The organism is Stenotrophomonas tumulicola (assembly GCF_014117215.1).
In the GTDB taxonomy this organism is placed as follows: domain Bacteria; phylum Pseudomonadota; class Gammaproteobacteria; order Xanthomonadales; family Xanthomonadaceae; genus Stenotrophomonas; species Stenotrophomonas tumulicola.
The window spans coordinates 69,492-84,040 of sequence record NZ_JACGXS010000012.1; the positions used below are offsets into that span (position 1 = coordinate 69,492).

General features: G+C 64.7%; 13 protein-coding genes. 7 read left to right on the forward strand and 6 right to left on the reverse strand.

The features are described from left to right. The first annotated feature begins 73 nt into the window (after window positions 1–73). The gene (locus H4O11_RS16995; RefSeq protein WP_182341353.1) at window positions 74–1,726 is read left to right on the forward strand and encodes a M28 family metallopeptidase; all 1,653 of its coding nucleotides are present in this window, start codon (window positions 74–76) and stop codon (window positions 1,724–1,726) included. A gap of 145 nt (window positions 1,727–1,871) precedes the next feature. Here H4O11_RS16995 and H4O11_RS17000 read toward each other — a convergent pair whose 3' ends face one another. Together H4O11_RS17000 and H4O11_RS17005 are read right to left on the reverse strand one after the other, a co-directional pair. After that, window positions 1,872–2,795, reverse strand: coding sequence for a transposase (locus H4O11_RS17000; RefSeq protein WP_182341207.1), 924 nt, complete (start codon window positions 2,793–2,795; stop codon window positions 1,872–1,874). Between the two features lies 1 nt (window position 2,796). Next, complete coding sequence (locus H4O11_RS17005; RefSeq protein WP_182341210.1) at window positions 2,797–3,759, reverse strand: HEAT repeat domain-containing protein; 963 nt, start codon at window positions 3,757–3,759, stop codon at window positions 2,797–2,799. Window positions 3,760–4,409: 650 nt separating this feature from the next. Between H4O11_RS17005 and yedA the strand changes: the two genes are divergently transcribed. Together yedA and rarD are read left to right on the forward strand one after the other, a co-directional pair. Continuing rightward, window positions 4,410–5,309, forward strand: coding sequence for a drug/metabolite exporter YedA (gene yedA / locus H4O11_RS17010; protein WP_182341213.1), 900 nt, complete (start codon window positions 4,410–4,412; stop codon window positions 5,307–5,309). Further along, window positions 5,306–6,205 (forward strand): EamA family transporter RarD, encoded by a 900-nt coding sequence (gene rarD / locus H4O11_RS17015; protein WP_246333572.1) that lies wholly within the window; start codon window positions 5,306–5,308, stop codon window positions 6,203–6,205. Before yedA ends, rarD begins: the two co-directional genes overlap by 4 nt. 93 nt (window positions 6,206–6,298) lie before the next feature. Here the strand turns inward: rarD and H4O11_RS17020 are convergent, their stop codons facing one another. The 4 genes from H4O11_RS17020 to H4O11_RS17035 are packed head-to-tail and all read right to left on the reverse strand — an operon-like array spanning window position 6,299 to window position 10,768. Next, window positions 6,299–7,618: an ABC transporter permease gene (locus H4O11_RS17020; protein WP_182341216.1), complete on the reverse strand. Its 1,320-nt coding sequence runs from the start codon at window positions 7,616–7,618 to the stop codon at window positions 6,299–6,301. A gap of 12 nt (window positions 7,619–7,630) precedes the next feature. Further along, the gene (locus tag H4O11_RS17025; protein WP_182341219.1) at window positions 7,631–8,788 is read right to left on the reverse strand and encodes an ABC transporter permease; all 1,158 of its coding nucleotides are present in this window, start codon (window positions 8,786–8,788) and stop codon (window positions 7,631–7,633) included. Window positions 8,789–8,801: 13 nt separating this feature from the next. Continuing rightward, window positions 8,802–9,491 (reverse strand): ABC transporter ATP-binding protein, encoded by a 690-nt coding sequence (locus H4O11_RS17030; RefSeq protein WP_182341222.1) that lies wholly within the window; start codon window positions 9,489–9,491, stop codon window positions 8,802–8,804. A 50-nt stretch (window positions 9,492–9,541) separates the two neighbouring features. Next, window positions 9,542–10,768: an efflux RND transporter periplasmic adaptor subunit gene (locus tag H4O11_RS17035; protein ID WP_182341225.1), complete on the reverse strand. Its 1,227-nt coding sequence runs from the start codon at window positions 10,766–10,768 to the stop codon at window positions 9,542–9,544. Between the two features lie 200 nt (window positions 10,769–10,968). Between H4O11_RS17035 and H4O11_RS17040 the strand changes: the two genes are divergently transcribed. The 4 genes from H4O11_RS17040 to H4O11_RS17055 are packed head-to-tail and all read left to right on the forward strand — an operon-like array spanning window position 10,969 to window position 14,470. Beyond that, window positions 10,969–11,868, forward strand: coding sequence for an ABC transporter ATP-binding protein (locus H4O11_RS17040; RefSeq protein WP_182341228.1), 900 nt, complete (start codon window positions 10,969–10,971; stop codon window positions 11,866–11,868). Then, window positions 11,865–12,635, forward strand: coding sequence for an ABC transporter permease (locus tag H4O11_RS17045; RefSeq protein WP_182341232.1), 771 nt, complete (start codon window positions 11,865–11,867; stop codon window positions 12,633–12,635). Before H4O11_RS17040 ends, H4O11_RS17045 begins: the two co-directional genes overlap by 4 nt. A gap of 6 nt (window positions 12,636–12,641) precedes the next feature. Beyond that, the gene (locus H4O11_RS17050; protein ID WP_182341235.1) at window positions 12,642–13,871 is read left to right on the forward strand and encodes a sensor histidine kinase; all 1,230 of its coding nucleotides are present in this window, start codon (window positions 12,642–12,644) and stop codon (window positions 13,869–13,871) included. Then, window positions 13,868–14,470, forward strand: a complete 603-nt coding sequence (locus H4O11_RS17055) for a response regulator transcription factor (RefSeq protein ID WP_182341237.1) — start codon at window positions 13,868–13,870, stop codon at window positions 14,468–14,470. The genes H4O11_RS17050 and H4O11_RS17055 overlap by 4 nt, the downstream gene beginning before the upstream one ends. Window positions 14,471–14,549 lie beyond the last annotated feature (79 nt).

The window sequence follows — 14,549 nt, forward strand, 5'->3', positions numbered from 1 at the left end:
TCTCCGCGTCATCGCGCTGTCACGTTACACTCGGGAACCTCCTTGTCTCCTGCCCGGTGAAGTCGTGAATCCGATGCGCGTGCTGCTGTTGTCTTCCTGCCTGTTCGTCGGTGGCCTTGCGCATGCGGCCAATGACCTGCCGGGTGGTGGCATCGACCCGCAGGCATTGTCGCGCCACGTACGGATCCTCGCTTCCGACGAATTCGAAGGGCGCGCGCCGGCTACCGAAGGCGAAGAGCGCACGGTGCAGTACCTCATCGAGCAGTTCCGCAGCTACGGCCTGCAGCCGGGCGGCGTGGACGGCAGCTGGGTGCAGCCGGTGCCGCTGGTGCGTGCGCAGCTGGACGGCACGGCGACCGCATCGCTGTCGCTGAAGGGCGGCAAGCGCGTGCTGGTCAATGGCGAGGACGTCACCCTGCAGAGTCTGCAGCCGCGCGACAGCGTGGCCGTGGATGACGTGCCGCTGGTGTTCGTCGGCTACGGCATCGACGCGCCGGAGCGCAACTGGAACGATTACAAGGACGTCGACCTGCGCGGCAAGATCGCCGTGATGCTGATCAACGACGCCGACTTCGAAGCCGATGCCCCGGGCGCCTTCGATGGCAAGGCGGTGACCTACTACGGCCGTTGGACCTACAAGTTCGAAGAAGCTGCGCGGCGCGGTGCCACCGGCGTGCTGATCGTGCATGAGACCGCACCGGCTGCCTACGGCTGGGCGACGGTGAAGAGTTCGGGGACCTCGCCGTTGTTCGACATCCAGCGCAGCCAGGACGAGGCCATGGCGCAGCACACCCCGCTGCGCGGCTGGATGCAGCGCTCATTGGCCGAGGCGATTTTTTCCGATGCGGGCCTGGACTTCGACGCCGAGAAGCGCAGGGCCATGCGTGCCGACTTCACCCCGGTCGCACTGGACAACGCCCGTCTCACGGCGGCCTTCAAGCTCAAGCGCGAGGAAGTGGTGACCCGCAACGTGGTGGCCAAGTTGCCCGGTGGCGCGCATGCTGATGAAGCGGTGATCTTCTCCGCGCACTGGGATGCATTCGGCATCGGCCAGCCGGATGCGAAGGGCGACCGTATACGCCGTGGTGCCATCGACAATGCGACTGGCGTGGCCACCGTACTGGAGCTGGGCCGCGTGTTCGCCGCCGGCCCGCAGCCGCAGCGCACCCTGTATTTCGTTGCCTTGACCGCCGAGGAGAAGGGCCTGCTTGGTGCCAGCTATTACGCTGCGCATCCGCTGGCGCCATTGGACAAGACCGCTGCGGTGCTGAACATCGAGATGTTCAGCCCGGATGGCGCAACCCGCGACATCGCATCGTGGGGCAAGGGCCGCGTGTCGCTGGAAGGTGACCTGGAGCGCGTGGCCAAGGCGCGCGGGCGCAGCTACAGCCCGGACCCGAACCTGGAAGCCGGCTTCTTCTACCGCGCCGACCACTTCGCATTCGCGCGCCTTGGCGTGCCGGCGATCACCGTTGGCCCGGGCCTGGACAAGCTGGATGGCGGCGTCGAAGCGGGCCGCGCGCTGCGCGAGAAGTATTTCGCCGACTGCTACCACCAGGCCTGCGATGCCTGGACCCCGACGTGGGACCCGGCGGGGCATGCCGCCGATACGCTGCTGGTCTATGACCTGGGCGCTGAACTGGCCAACAGCCGCACGTGGCCACGTTGGGAGGACGGCTCGGAGTTCCGCAAGACACGCGATGCCAGCGAATCCGCGCGTCGTTGATCGGACAGAGAGTCATGGGCCCACTCCGTGGGTCGGGGGCGGCCGCTGATCATCACGATCAGCGGCGCACCATTCGCCAGTTGATCCATTCCTTGGCGAACAGTATGGCGAATTGGGGTGATGACGTCTGAACTTTCCTGCATCCTCAGGAAGCTCGCTGGCTCGCGCTTTCCATCCGTCCAATAAGTGTCCGTGCGCGTTCGCGCATGAATCGACTGTGGTTCACGCTCACCAAGCTCCCAAGCGCCAAGGCTGTGTTGGTATCAGCGGCGCTGGTCATCAGGGATTCCAGTGCAGACATGCGGATTCGGTCAACAGGATGGTGTTGAAAAATGTGGGACAACAGGGATTGTCCCTCTGCGCCGCCAGTGGAGGCTATGATCGAGAATAGTGCTCCGGGAGAGCAGCGTGAGAATGAACTCGAGATGCGATTGGTACCTGGTTCGAAAGTGTATTGGTCCATGACAGCAGATCTGCAGGTGTTCTCCATGATGTTCAGCGACACCGAAAAACTCTCAGGTGCATATTGACTGTGCACATCGCGAAATGCGCGATAGAGGAGAATATGACCCTTGGTTAGCTGTGATCGCTCCTTGAACTGAAGGTCGACTTCCTCTCCTTGCAACCCGACCACCGCAGTGTAGTCATACTCGTAATAGTCGCTTACGTAGCCGGGCCCCGCATAGCCAACGGTCAGGAAGTTGAAATTGTGGTCATGGGGAAGCCCGTAGTAGAAGGCCTTGTGTCCACTTGAAGTCAGGATTTCATCGGTTGTTCCAGGCCACAGGCACGCTCGAAGAAACGTCGATTTCTCCTTCAGCCTGTCATGGTCAAGCATGAAAACCTGCGGCACATAAGGATTGTCCTCCTGCAGGACGTGGTAGTTCTCAATCTCGCTGCAGATGAGGTCGGAGAGGAAGGTCTGGTTGTTTGCAAGCCGTTTGAGAAAAGGTGCGGTCTCCATGAGGCAATGATGGTCGGTCGGATCGAATCTGTTATCGATGAGATGATCTACCAGGGAATCGATGCAGATCTGGTCGGACGACGGGTCTGTGATATGGATCGGCATGTCACTCACCTTCGTTGGCTGTAAGTTGTCTCGAAAGGGATCGTATTTCTTCGTGTGGGTCGCCGTGAGCCATTTTTTTCAGCCGGGCGTAGGCACGGGTCTCGTCCATCGAACAGAGTTCGCGCACGGCGTGCCATCGGACGAAGTAGGAGTCGTGATGAGTCAACTGCTCCAGAGCGTCGCCATTTCTTGTGCCCTCGAGCCGTGCCAGCGCAGTTGCAAGATTCTGTATGCGAGAATCCCTTACGGAGGCTGAGCTGATTCTCACAAGTCCACGCGTCTTGCGGTCGTAGAGGCGGCTTAGGGGGTCGCGGGGAAGCTGACGCGCGAGCAGGATCATGTTCACCCTGCATTGGGGGGTCGCCAGAACAAAGCCCTGTTTCCCACCCTCCAGAAAGAGATGGTCGCCAGTACGCATCTCTTTCCGAACGGGAGGAAGGAGAATTTGCCGATCGTCCATGCTCGGATCGACTTCAAACAAATCGATTGCGCATTCCCGTGCCTGTAGGAATACGACGAAGGAGTCGTAGCCTCCGACTGCCATTGATGAATCAATGCTCAGATCTTCAGCTTGCAATCGCATCTGTGGCGACGACGATGTCGTGGCGCAAGTCACTCTGAGCAGGGGATGCCGGTGCAGAACCAAGCCAGAGACTATGTCGCTTTCGACGACCTGGGCAGCAGTTGAATAGAGTGGGTTCTCCAGATGCATGCGCGCCTCATCGGTGAAAATGCGCATCACCGACTCTTCCTTGATGATATCGGCCACCGATCGCATGATTTCGCATGAGCGTGAGGGCGGGCATGTTTCAATCAAACCGTCAGCCAGGACATTGATTCGCTCCGCAATGTCCTCATCAACGATCTTCGAACGTTTGATGCGACTTCTCGCATATGCGGTAGACAAGGCGCATGTGTGGCTCCGACTCTTGGCCAGCTGATCCATGGTTTCCCAGTTGATCATGTTAACCTCCTTGCAGTGGGCGGCCTCTGGTCGCCCACTGCGATTGATATGACTTCTGCTGGCCGGGCTACTGGACTGGACGGGGGCGAACGATCACGATGATTGCGAAAATAAGGGTTGGACTCGTAGGACAAGCAGCCTCGGCCGTGCCAAACATGCCGACGGGACGGGATAGTGGTGGAATCTTCATGATCGTTTTCCTGTTTATATGATTGCTGCCGCGCGGGCTGCGCGAGCACGCTCACTACATTGGATAACGGCTCAGTGAAGTGTGCTGAGCATCGCCGTTCTGCGCTGTCGTGCGTATTGCTTGCAGTTCAATGCGCACATTCCCTACGTAACCGGCTCCGTGCCATCAGTTGTCCGGCTTACGGGACGCCCCATGTGGATCGGCATCGATTTTCCCTGCCCGCTTGTCGCCTGGCTGCGAGATGGCCGTGTGGGCTGCCAGGCGAAGCGATTCAGTGAAGCTCGCTGCTGCCTGTGGGGCTACCGGTTCGCCGCAGGACACCGGCCATCGATGTTGCGGAGTCGTTGGTGAGTACGAGTCACGTCATCGCTCACCCATCGAAAAACAGCATGCTGCCGGACAGGCTGCCCAAGGCCCGGCAAAGGCCTAGAATCTCCGTTCTCCCGTATCGTGGTGGCCCATGGCCGTCGTTCCTGATTCCCCCCCTGCCCCCCGTGGCGGTGCTGTCGCCCTGGCCCTGCTGCTGGTCTACGTGGTCTGGGGATCCACCTACCTGGGCATCTCCAAGGCATTGCAGGCCGGCGTACTGCCGCTGACCTCGGTATCCGGCGCCCGCTTCATCATCGCCGGCAGCCTGATGTATGTCGTACTGCGCCTGTTCCGCAAGCTGCCGCGGCCGACCCTGCGGCAGTGGCGCAACCTGGCGGTCATGGGGTTCGCCATGCTGCTGCTGGGCAATGGCATGGTGGTGCTGGCCGAGCGCGATGTGTCCTCCGGACTGGCCGCCACGGCGGTGGCATCGGTGCCATTGTGGATGGCACTGTTCTCCGCGCTCCGTGGCCAGCACGCCAGTCGTGGCGAATGGCTGGGCATTGCCATCGGCTTCTTCGGCGTGGTCTGGCTCAATGCCGGCAGCAGCCTTGCCGCGTCACCCACCGGGCTGGTGCTGCTGCTGGTGGCACCGGTTGGCTGGGCATTCGGTTCGGTATGGGTGCGCGGGCAGGACCTGCCCGGCCCGTTCATGACGGCAGCCGGCCAGATGATCTGTGGCGGCGTGCTATTGGTCATCACCGGCCTGGCCGTCGGCGAGCGCCCCACGTCGCTGCCTGGCATCGATGGCCTGCTTGCCGTCGCCTATCTGTGCGTGTTCGGCTCCATCGTCGCTTTCACTGCATACGTGTGGCTGTTGCACAACGTACGTCCGGCGTTGGCGGGCAGTTATGCCTACGTCAACCCGGTCATCGCGGTGCTGCTTGGCGCGCTGCTCAATGGCGAACGTTTTGGATGGCGCGACATGGTCGCCATGGCGGTGATCCTGGCTGGCGTGCTGGTGCTGACCCTGGCGAGGACCCGCCGATGAGCGCGGTGCCCATCAGCGAGCAGGAGCAGCGTCGCGGCTTCACCATCACGGCATTCACCTTCGTGCTATGGGGGCTGGTGCCGGTGTACTGGCACCTGCTGCGCGAGGTGCCATCGTTCCAGATCATCGCCCACCGCATCATCTGGAGCACGGTGCTGGTGGTGGCCTGGCTGCTGCTGAGCAGCCGGCTGCAATGGTGGAAGGCCATTGCCGCACAGCCGCGCGCATTGCCGACGCTGGCATTGAGCAGCGTGGCGATCGCATTCAACTGGGGCCTGTATATCTGGGCGATCAACGCCGGGCATGTCATCGACACCAGCCTGGGGTATTTCATCAACCCGCTGGTCAGCGTGGTGCTGGGCGTGGTGGTGTTGAAAGAACGCCTGCGCCGGCTGCAGTGGCTGGCCGTGGGCTGTGCGGCGCTGGGTGTGGCGTGGCTGACCTGGCAGGCCGGCGCGCCGCCGTGGATCGCGCTCGGCCTGGCTGGCTCCTTCGGGCTTTACGGACTGCTGCGCAAGCTGATTTCAGTGGATCCGGTAGCGGGCCTGGCCGTGGAAAGCCTGTACCTGTTCCTGCCGGCACTGGGCTTTGCCCTGTGGAGCGAGAACGGCCACGGTGGTGCGTTCTTCGGGGGCTGGGGTTGGCGCAACGATCTGCTGCTGATCTTTGGCGGCGTGGTCACCGCTGCGCCATTGATCGGCTTCGCCTATGGTGTGAAACGCATCGCCTTGTCCGCGGTGGGCATCCTCCAGTTCATCGCACCCAGCCTGGGCCTGCTGCTGGGCGTGTTCTTCTTCAACGAGCCCTTCGACGGCGCGCGGGCCATGGGTTTCATCGCGATCTGGGTGGGACTGGGCCTGTTCGTCTTCGACGGCCTGTGGAAAGCCCGCAGATAAAAAGGGGACGGAGGGGATTAAGTCAAAAATGGCCCGAGAGGGCCATTTTTGACTTAATCCCCTCCGTCCCCTTTTTATCTCCGTCCCCTTTTTCTATACTTCGCGCAATGCGGTGGTGATCGGCAGCCGTGCTGCGCGCAGGGCGGGGAACAGTCCGCCTACCAGGCCGATGCCCAAGGCCCACTTCAGTCCGCTCCACAGCAGTTCCGGTGACACATGGAACTTGAACACCACCGCGCTGAAGTTGCTGCCGATGGTCGACACGCTGTAGCCATTGAATACCAGCCACGCAACGGCGCAGCCCAGCAGTCCGCCCACCAGCGCCAGCAGCATTGTCTCCAGCATCACCGCTGTCACCACCGGCAGGCCACGGAAGCCGATCGCACGCATGGTGGCGATCTCGCGGGCCCGCGTGGCCACTGCGGCGTACATGGTGTTCAATGCGCCGAACACGGCACCGATGGCCATGATGGCGCCGATCACCTTGCCGAGGATGTTGATCAGCGTGGTCAGCCCGCCTCCCTGCTTGCTGTAGTAAACGCGGGTGGTTTCCACGTCCAGCTTCAGGCGCGGGTCTGCAGCCACGGCGGTCTTGAACTGTTCGAAGCCCGGCTTGCCATCGGTACGCACGCTGATCGACTGGAAAGCGCTGCGCTGGTAGGTGGTGGCCAGGGTATCGGCATCGGTCCACAGCTCCGAATCGTGTGCGTCGCCTGACGCGAACACGCCAACCACGGTCCAGGCCTGGTTGCCCAGGGTCAGCGTGGTGCCGACCTCCATGCCCTTGAACTGGGACCTGGCACCCTCCCCGACAACCATTTCGCGCTTGCCGGTGGCGAACTTCCTGCCCTCCACGATACGGACCCTGTCATGCACCGCCCAGGCCATCTCGCCAACGCCGCGGAACTGCGCGTTGACGTCGGTGCCATCGGCCTTCGACTCCAGGTTGACCACCTGTGAAAGTTCCGGCGACAGCAGCGCGTGGCCCTTCTCGTCGCGGGACACGCCGGGCAGGGTGGACAACAGCGGCACCTGCTCGCGGGTGATCACCGAATTGGTTTCGGCCTGTGAACCGCCGCGCAGCACGATGGCGGTGGTGTCATCGCCGGTGCTGTTGAGGGTGGACTGGAATCCTTCGCCCATTGCCAGCATCGCCACCAGCACGCCGACCACGCCGGCGATGCCGACCACGATCACCGACGAGGCGCCCCAGCGTTGCGGCAGGCTGGCGACGCCGATCCGGGTGGCGGCCAGCGCCAGCCGCCCACTGCGGCTGAGCATCAGCCACAGCGCAACCGCCACGGCCACGCCCAGCACGCCAGCCCAGGGCAGCCAGATCCATGCGCCCAGGCCGACCGCCAGCAGCGCCAGCATTCCCGTGTTGAGCAGCCACTTCTTCAGTGTGTTCTTCATGTCGCGTCCTCCTCAACGTCCGGCCAGGGCATCGACGATCTTCAGCCGCTTGGCGCGCAGCGCCGGCAGCAGTCCGACCACGATGCCGATGACGATGATCAAGCCGACGCCGACCAGCCAGGTGGCGCTGGGTACGTGTGGCGGCAGCAATCCGCGTGTCTTCGGTGCCAGCACCGGCAGGATGGACGCCGCCAGGCCCATGCCGATCGCCCCGCCCAGCCCCACCAGCAGGATCGATTCGACCATCACCAGCGTCAGTACCGTGCGGTCCTGGAAGCCCAGCGTCTTCAGCGTGGCAAGTTCGGGGATGCGTTCGCGGACGGCCTGGGCCATGGTGTTGCCGGTCAGCAGCAGCAGGGTGAAGAACACCGCGCCCATGATCGAAGTGACGATCATGCCGATGTCCGCGAACTGCTTGAGGAAGGCCTGCTGGAACGCGGATTCGGTCTGGGTCTTGGTCTCGTGGTCGGAGTTGGCCGAGATCGCGTCGATGGCCTGCGCGACACGGGACGCATGGTCCGGGTTGTCCAAGGTGATGGTGTACCAGCTGACCTGGTTCTTGATGTAGTCGTTGGACTCATCGAAGTACTTCCAGTTCATCATCAGCTGCCTTTCTTCGTTGGCCGCTACCGTGCGGTCCCTGGAACGGAACGTGCCCACCAGTTCCAGCGGCCAGTCGTTGCTGCCGTCGCGCGGGAAGATCGTGGCCTGCAGCGGAATGGTGTCGCCGATCTTCCAGCCGAAGTCCTTGGCCAGCTGTTCGCCGACGATGGCGCCGGTACGCGTGTCCTGCCAGCGCTGGAGCTGGTCAGGTGCGATCTCGAATTCCCGGTAGATATCGAAATAGTTCGGTGCCACCGAGAAGTTCGGGAAGAAATCCTTGGGGTCGCGGTAGATGCCACCGAACCACATGCCGTAGGTGACGTCGCGCACGCCCGCTACCTGGCGGATCTGGGCGTCCAGGCGGATCGGCAGCGACTGCGTGATCGACAGCCGCGAAGCCGTGATCAGCCGGTTGGCACCTTCGACATTGCCGCCAGAGGTGAACGCCACGCGCACCGAATCGAGCATGCCGAACAGCAGGAACGCGGCCACCACCGACAGCAGGGTCAGCAGGGTCCGGGTCCGGCTGCGGAACAGCTGGGCCCAGACCAGGGAGAAATACTTCATCGCCGTTCTCCTGTCAGTGGGCGGGGGCTGCTTCGACCAGTTCGCCCTTGTCCAGGTGCACCGTGTGCGTTGCGTACTCGGCGGCCTTTGGATCGTGGGTGACCATGATGATGGTCTTGCCGTGCTCGCGGTTGAGCAGCTGCAGCAACTGCAGGATTTCTTCGGCGGACTGGCGGTCGAGGTCGCCGGTCGGCTCGTCGCAGATCAGGAAGGTGGGGTCGGAGACGATCGCGCGGGCGATCGCCACGCGCTGCTGCTGGCCACCGGACAGTTCGTTGGGACGGTGCGAGCGGCGGTCGGCCAGGCCCACCAGGGTCAATGCGATCTCTGCGTTGCGCTTGCGCTGGGCCGCGCCCAGGTGGGTCAGCAACAGCGGCAATTCCACGTTCTTCTGCGCGGTGAGCATCGGCATCAGGTTGTAGAACTGGAACACGAAGCCGACATGGTGGCTGCGCCAGGTGGACAGCTGGCCGGCGCTCATCCTGTCGATGCGTTCGGCTTCGATGGTGATCTCACCGCCGCTGGGTGAGTCCAGGCCGCCGATCAGGTTCAGCAGCGTGGTCTTGCCCGAACCGGAAGGCCCCATCAGCGCGACGAAGTCGCCCTGTTCGATGTCCAGGTCGATGCCGTGCAGGACCTTCACCTGCTCCGGGCCGCGCTGGTAGGTCTTGGTGATGTTGCGCAGTGAAACGAGGGTCGACATGCTGCTTCTCCACGTTGTGTAGGGACGGCCGCTGGCCGCCGATCGCTCGATTACGGCTTCTGCGTGGCCTTGCTGCCGTCGCGCAGTTCATCCGGTGGGCCGGTCACCACCAGCTCACCCGGGCGCACGCCCTGCAGGATCTGGCGGTCGCTGTTCAGTGCCATGCCCGGCTTCACCGCGCGTTGCTGCACGCTGTCATCGCCCAGCACGAACACGACATCGGCACCGTCACGCTTGACCACCGCATCGGCAGGCACGCGCACGCCCTGCGGCTTGTCCTGCGCTTCGGCCTTCGGCTGTTCCAGGAAGCTCACCCGCACGCCCATTTCCGGCACGATGCGCGGATCCTTGGCCTTCAACGCCACGCGTACCTTCACCGTCGCCTTGCCACGGTCGGCGGTGGGGACGATGGCGATGACCTCGGCGGGGATCTTCCAGTCAGGATAGGCATTGAGCGTGGCCTCCACCGGCATCTTCGGTTGCACCCGGCCAATGAAGGCTTCGCCGACTTCAACTTCGATCTCCAGCGATTCCATGTCCACGATCGTACCGATGCCGGTGCGGGTGAAGCCGCCGCCCGCCGACAGCGGTGACACGATCTCGCCCGGCTGGGCTGCCTTGGCCGTGACCACGCCGGAGAACGGGGCGCGCACCACGTTGTTGTCCACGCCCAGGTCGGCGATGGCCAGCTGGTTGCCGGCCACCTTGACGTTGCGCTGTGCGGTGTCCAGCTGCGCGCGCAGGCTGTCGCGCTGGGCGATGGCCTGGTCGTACTGCGAGCGCGACACCAGTTGCCGGTCGACCAGCGCCTGCAGCCGGGTTGCTTCGGCGTCGGCCTGTTTCAGCTGCGCCTGCAGCCCTGCGACCTGGCTGCGCGCTGCCTGCACCTGCGAGGCATACAGGTCGCGCTCGGCATCGGCATCGATCGGGTCGAGCGTTGCCATCACCTGGCCTTCTTCCACGCGCATGCCTTCTTCGATCATCACCTCGCGGACCTTGCCGGTGATCTTGGCCGATACGGTGGCCATGCGGCGGGCCACCACGTAGCCACTGGCGTCGAGCACCGAGGCGGTGGTGCCGGCCTCGCCCAGCGCCACGGCCGGCGCGGCCTGCACTTCGATGGCCTGCGGGCGCAGCGTCCAGGCAGCGACTGCGGCGCACGACAGCACCACGATGACGACCAGGATCCACAGCCAGCGACGGCTGCCCGGAGCAGGCGGCGTCGGCGTCTTGCGGTCGATGCGAAGTTCCTTCAACAGTTCGGTAGAGGCGTTCATAGGGACCATGACGATGGATCGAGCGGAGTGTGACCGCAACGCCCGGATGGGGCAAACCGCCACTCCCGTGCAGGCACAGCATGCGGCGTCCGGGCGGGGCGGGGCAGTGACAGCTGTCACCCGATGTGGCTGACGGCGGCTACTGCCCCGGCCATGGCAGGGGCGGCATCGTGGCCCGCACATCCCCGTGGAGCACTTTCATGCAGACGCACGCCCCATTGCCGTTGGCCGCCCTGCACGCCGTGCAGGTGCGCTATCGCGCCACCCAGGCCCTGCACGGTATCAGCCTGCAGGTGCATCCCGGCCAGGTGTTGGCCGTGCTCGGCCGCAACGGTGCCGGCAAGAGCACTGCGATCGCGGTGATGCTCGGGCTGCGGCGTGCCGATGAAGGCCATGTCGAGCTGCTCGGGGGCGACCCGCAGTCGCGTCGCCAGCGCGAACAGGTCGGGGTGATGCTGCAGAGCACGGCGTTGCCGGAAAAACTGCGGGTTGGCGAGCTGGTCGACCAGTTCCGCGCCAGCTACCCGCATCCGCGCGCATTGCACGACTGCCTGGCGCTGGCCGGCGTGGCGCCGCTACGGCAACGGTTTTACGGAGAGCTGTCCGGTGGCCAGCAGCGGCGCGTGCAGTTCGCCATCGCGATGTGCGGGCGTCCGCGGCTGCTGTTCCTGGATGAGCCGACCACGGGCCTGGACATCGAAGCCAGGCAGGCGATGTGGCAGGCCATCCGCCAGCTGGTGGCCGAAGGCTGCGGCATCGTGCTCACCACGCATTACCTGGAAGAAGCCGAAGCGCTGGCAGGACGGGTGATCGTGCTGGAACAGGGGCGCGTGGTGGCCGATGGGCCATTGGCCTCGTTCCGCCCGCAGCTGGCGCCCCGGCAGATCCGCTGCCGCAGCGTGCTGAGCGAAAAGGAGGTGCAGCGCTGGCCCGGCGTGCGGGAAGTACAACGCAGCGGAGACCACCTGCGGTTGCTGGCCGAGCCGGCCGAACCGGTCGTGGCCCGCCTGCTGGCCGAGGATCCTTCATTGCAGGAGCTGGACGTACGTGGTGGCGGGCTGGCCGAGGCCTTCGTTGAACTGACCCGGGAGGCGGCATGAACGCCTTGGCGACCTCGTCCCCGCGCGGTGCGGCCGGGCGCCTGCTTGCGCCCTACGTCGCCGAACTGAAGGCCGAACTGCGCCGCGCCTGGCGGACGCCCGCCTTCGTGCTGCCCTGCCTGCTGTTCCCGGTGCTGTTCTACCTGGTGTTCGGGGTGATGCTGGGGAACAGGCAGGCGGCGAGCTATCTGTTGGCCACCTACTGCGTATTCGGTGCGATGGGCCCGGCATTGTTTGGCTTCGGCGTGCAGTTGGCGATGGACCGTGCCACCGGGCTGCTGACCCTCAAACGGGCGCTACCCGTTCCGCCACTCGCACCGCTGCTGGCCCGCATGCTGATGGCCGTGATGTTCGCGATGGGCGTGGCGGCACTGTTGATGATCGCGGCAATGGCGGTGGGAGGCGTTCCGCTGGTGGCCATGCAGATGGTCGGGCTGCTCGGTGTTGCGGCGTTGGTCGCGCTGCCGCTGGGTGCGGTCGGGATGCTGATCGGCTGCCATGTCGGTGCCGAGGCATCGCCGGCCGTGGTCAACCTGGTCTACCTGCCGCTGGCGCTGCTGTCTGGCCTGTGGATTCCGCTGTCGGTGCTGCCGGTGGTGTTCAGCAGCATCGCGCCGCTATGGCCGACGTGGCATGCCGCGCAGCTGGCACTTCCGATCATGGGCCATGCTGCCAGCGGCAACGGGGGGGCGCACGTGCTGGTGCTGCTGGCGGTGACGGTGGTGTTCGCATTGCTCGCCGCGCGGCGCCTGCGCCGTATCGGTTGACATGGCATGATCGGCCGCGACCGTCCCCGCCTGGAATCCGCCGTGCCGTCGAACTGGCTCGCCAATGCCCTGCGCCCCGCACCGGACTCGGCCGTGGCCGAGAACCTGCGGCTCGGCAAGTCGGGCTGGAGCGACTACGTGCACCTGCTGTGGACGTCGTGGGTGTTCCTGACGCCCTTGTTCGGGCCCGGCTATACGCTGCGCTGGGCCTTGTTGACGCTGGCCAGCTATCCACTGTTCCTGTGGCTGTATTCGCGGACGCTGCTGTCGTCCCGGCACCACGCACCGCGCTATGCGATGGGCATGGTGGCGATGAGCCTGGTGCTGGTGCCGTGGTACCCGTCGGGCATCAGCTATTTCATCTTCGGTTGCGTGATGTTGCGTGTCTGCCGCAATGGCAGGACATGGGTGTACGTGGTGCAGCTGCTGGCGCTCAACGCCGTCTTCGTCACCACGACGCACTTGTCTGGGTGGCCCTGGCAGACCTTGGTGTGGATCCCTTTCATGTCACTGGTGATCGGCCTGGTGGTGAACGTGGAAACACTCAACAAGGAACGTGATGCGCAGCTGCAGCTTTCGCAGGAAGAAGTACGCCGGCTGGCCGCCACCGCCGAGCGCGAGCGCATCGGTCGTGACCTGCACGACCTGTTGGGCCACACGCTGTCGCTGATCACGCTGAAGCTGGAACTGTCGCGCAAGCTGTACGACCGCGGGGATGCGCGCGCGCGGCTGGAAATCGGCGAGGCCGAGGAGGTTGCACGGCAGGCTTTGGCACAGGTGCGCAGCGCAGTGACCGGTATCCGTGCCAGCGACCTTGCAGCTGAACTGGCATCGGCACGGCTGTTGCTGGAATGCCAGCAGGTGCACCTGGAGTATCTGCCACCGCCGGCGATGCCGGTGGACGTCGAGCGGGCGCTGGCGCTGGTGCTGCGCGAGGCGGTGACCAACATCGCCCGCCATGCGCGCGCCACCACGGCACAGGTGCGTTTCGAGCGCGATGGCAACGAGCTGGCCATGCAGGTCCGCGACGATGGCCGCGGTGGCGTGCACACCGAAGGCAACGGCCTGATCGGCATGCGTGAGCGCATCGACGCGCTTCGTGGGACGCTGCAGGTCAAGGCGCTGCCGCAGGGAGGCACCTGTATCGCGGTGCGGGTGCCATTGCCCCCTGAGGCAACGGCTGTTGCAATGGCCGCGGCGGTCCCGCTGGATGCCGTATCGAAGGAGGGCACATGATCCGCATCGTGCTGGCCGAAGACCAGGCGATGGTACGCGGCGCGCTGTCGGCACTGCTGGGGCTGGAGCCGGACATCGAGGTGCTGGGTTCGGCGCCGGATGGCGAGGCGGCCTGGCGCATGCTGCAGCAGCTGAAGCCGGACATCCTGGTCACCGACATCGAGATGCCCGGGCTGACCGGACTGGAACTGGCCCAGCGCATCACCCGCCACGCGCTGCCGATCAAGGTGGTGATCGTGACCACCTTTGCGCGTGCTGGTTTCCTGCGTCGCGCCCTGGAAGCCGGGGTGCTGGGATACCTGCTGAAGGATGCCCCGGCCGATCACCTGGCCGACGCGCTGCGCCGGGTCAGCAACGGACTGCGCGCGATCGATCCGCAACTGGCATTGGATGCCTGGTCGCAGGCCGACCCGCTGACCGACCGCGAGCGCCGCGTGCTGCGGCTGGCCGGCGAAGGCCGCACCGCCAGCGAGATCGCCGCCGAACTGGGGCTGTCGCACGGCACCGTGCGCAACTACCTGTCCGAATGCATCGGCAAACTGGGCGTGGCCAACCGCATCGAAGCCTACCGCCTCGCCCGCCAGAAGGGCTGGCTGTAAAAAGGGGACGGAGGGGATTAAGGCGCAAATGGCCCTTCAGGGCCATTTGCGCCTTAATCCCCTCCGTCCCCTTTCTCTC

Coding starts and splice junctions, on each gene's coding strand:
- H4O11_RS17050 (WP_182341235.1), top strand. CDS start 12,642: ATGATCGGCCGCGACCGTCCCCGCCTGGAATCCGCCGTGCCGTCGAAC.
- H4O11_RS17000 (WP_182341207.1), bottom strand. CDS start 2,795: ATGCCGATCCATATCACAGACCCGTCGTCCGACCAGATCTGCATCGAT.
- H4O11_RS17030 (WP_182341222.1), bottom strand. CDS start 9,491: ATGTCGACCCTCGTTTCACTGCGCAACATCACCAAGACCTACCAGCGC.
- H4O11_RS17035 (WP_182341225.1), bottom strand. CDS start 10,768: ATGAACGCCTCTACCGAACTGTTGAAGGAACTTCGCATCGACCGCAAG.
- H4O11_RS17020 (WP_182341216.1), bottom strand. CDS start 7,618: ATGAAGAACACACTGAAGAAGTGGCTGCTCAACACGGGAATGCTGGCG.
- H4O11_RS17005 (WP_182341210.1), bottom strand. CDS start 3,759: ATGATCAACTGGGAAACCATGGATCAGCTGGCCAAGAGTCGGAGCCAC.
- H4O11_RS17055 (WP_182341237.1), top strand. CDS start 13,868: ATGATCCGCATCGTGCTGGCCGAAGACCAGGCGATGGTACGCGGCGCG.
- yedA (WP_182341213.1), top strand. CDS start 4,410: ATGGCCGTCGTTCCTGATTCCCCCCCTGCCCCCCGTGGCGGTGCTGTC.
- H4O11_RS16995 (WP_182341353.1), top strand. CDS start 74: ATGCGCGTGCTGCTGTTGTCTTCCTGCCTGTTCGTCGGTGGCCTTGCG.
- H4O11_RS17025 (WP_182341219.1), bottom strand. CDS start 8,788: ATGAAGTATTTCTCCCTGGTCTGGGCCCAGCTGTTCCGCAGCCGGACC.
- H4O11_RS17045 (WP_182341232.1), top strand. CDS start 11,865: ATGAACGCCTTGGCGACCTCGTCCCCGCGCGGTGCGGCCGGGCGCCTG.
- H4O11_RS17040 (WP_182341228.1), top strand. CDS start 10,969: ATGCAGACGCACGCCCCATTGCCGTTGGCCGCCCTGCACGCCGTGCAG.
- rarD (WP_246333572.1), top strand. CDS start 5,306: ATGAGCGCGGTGCCCATCAGCGAGCAGGAGCAGCGTCGCGGCTTCACC.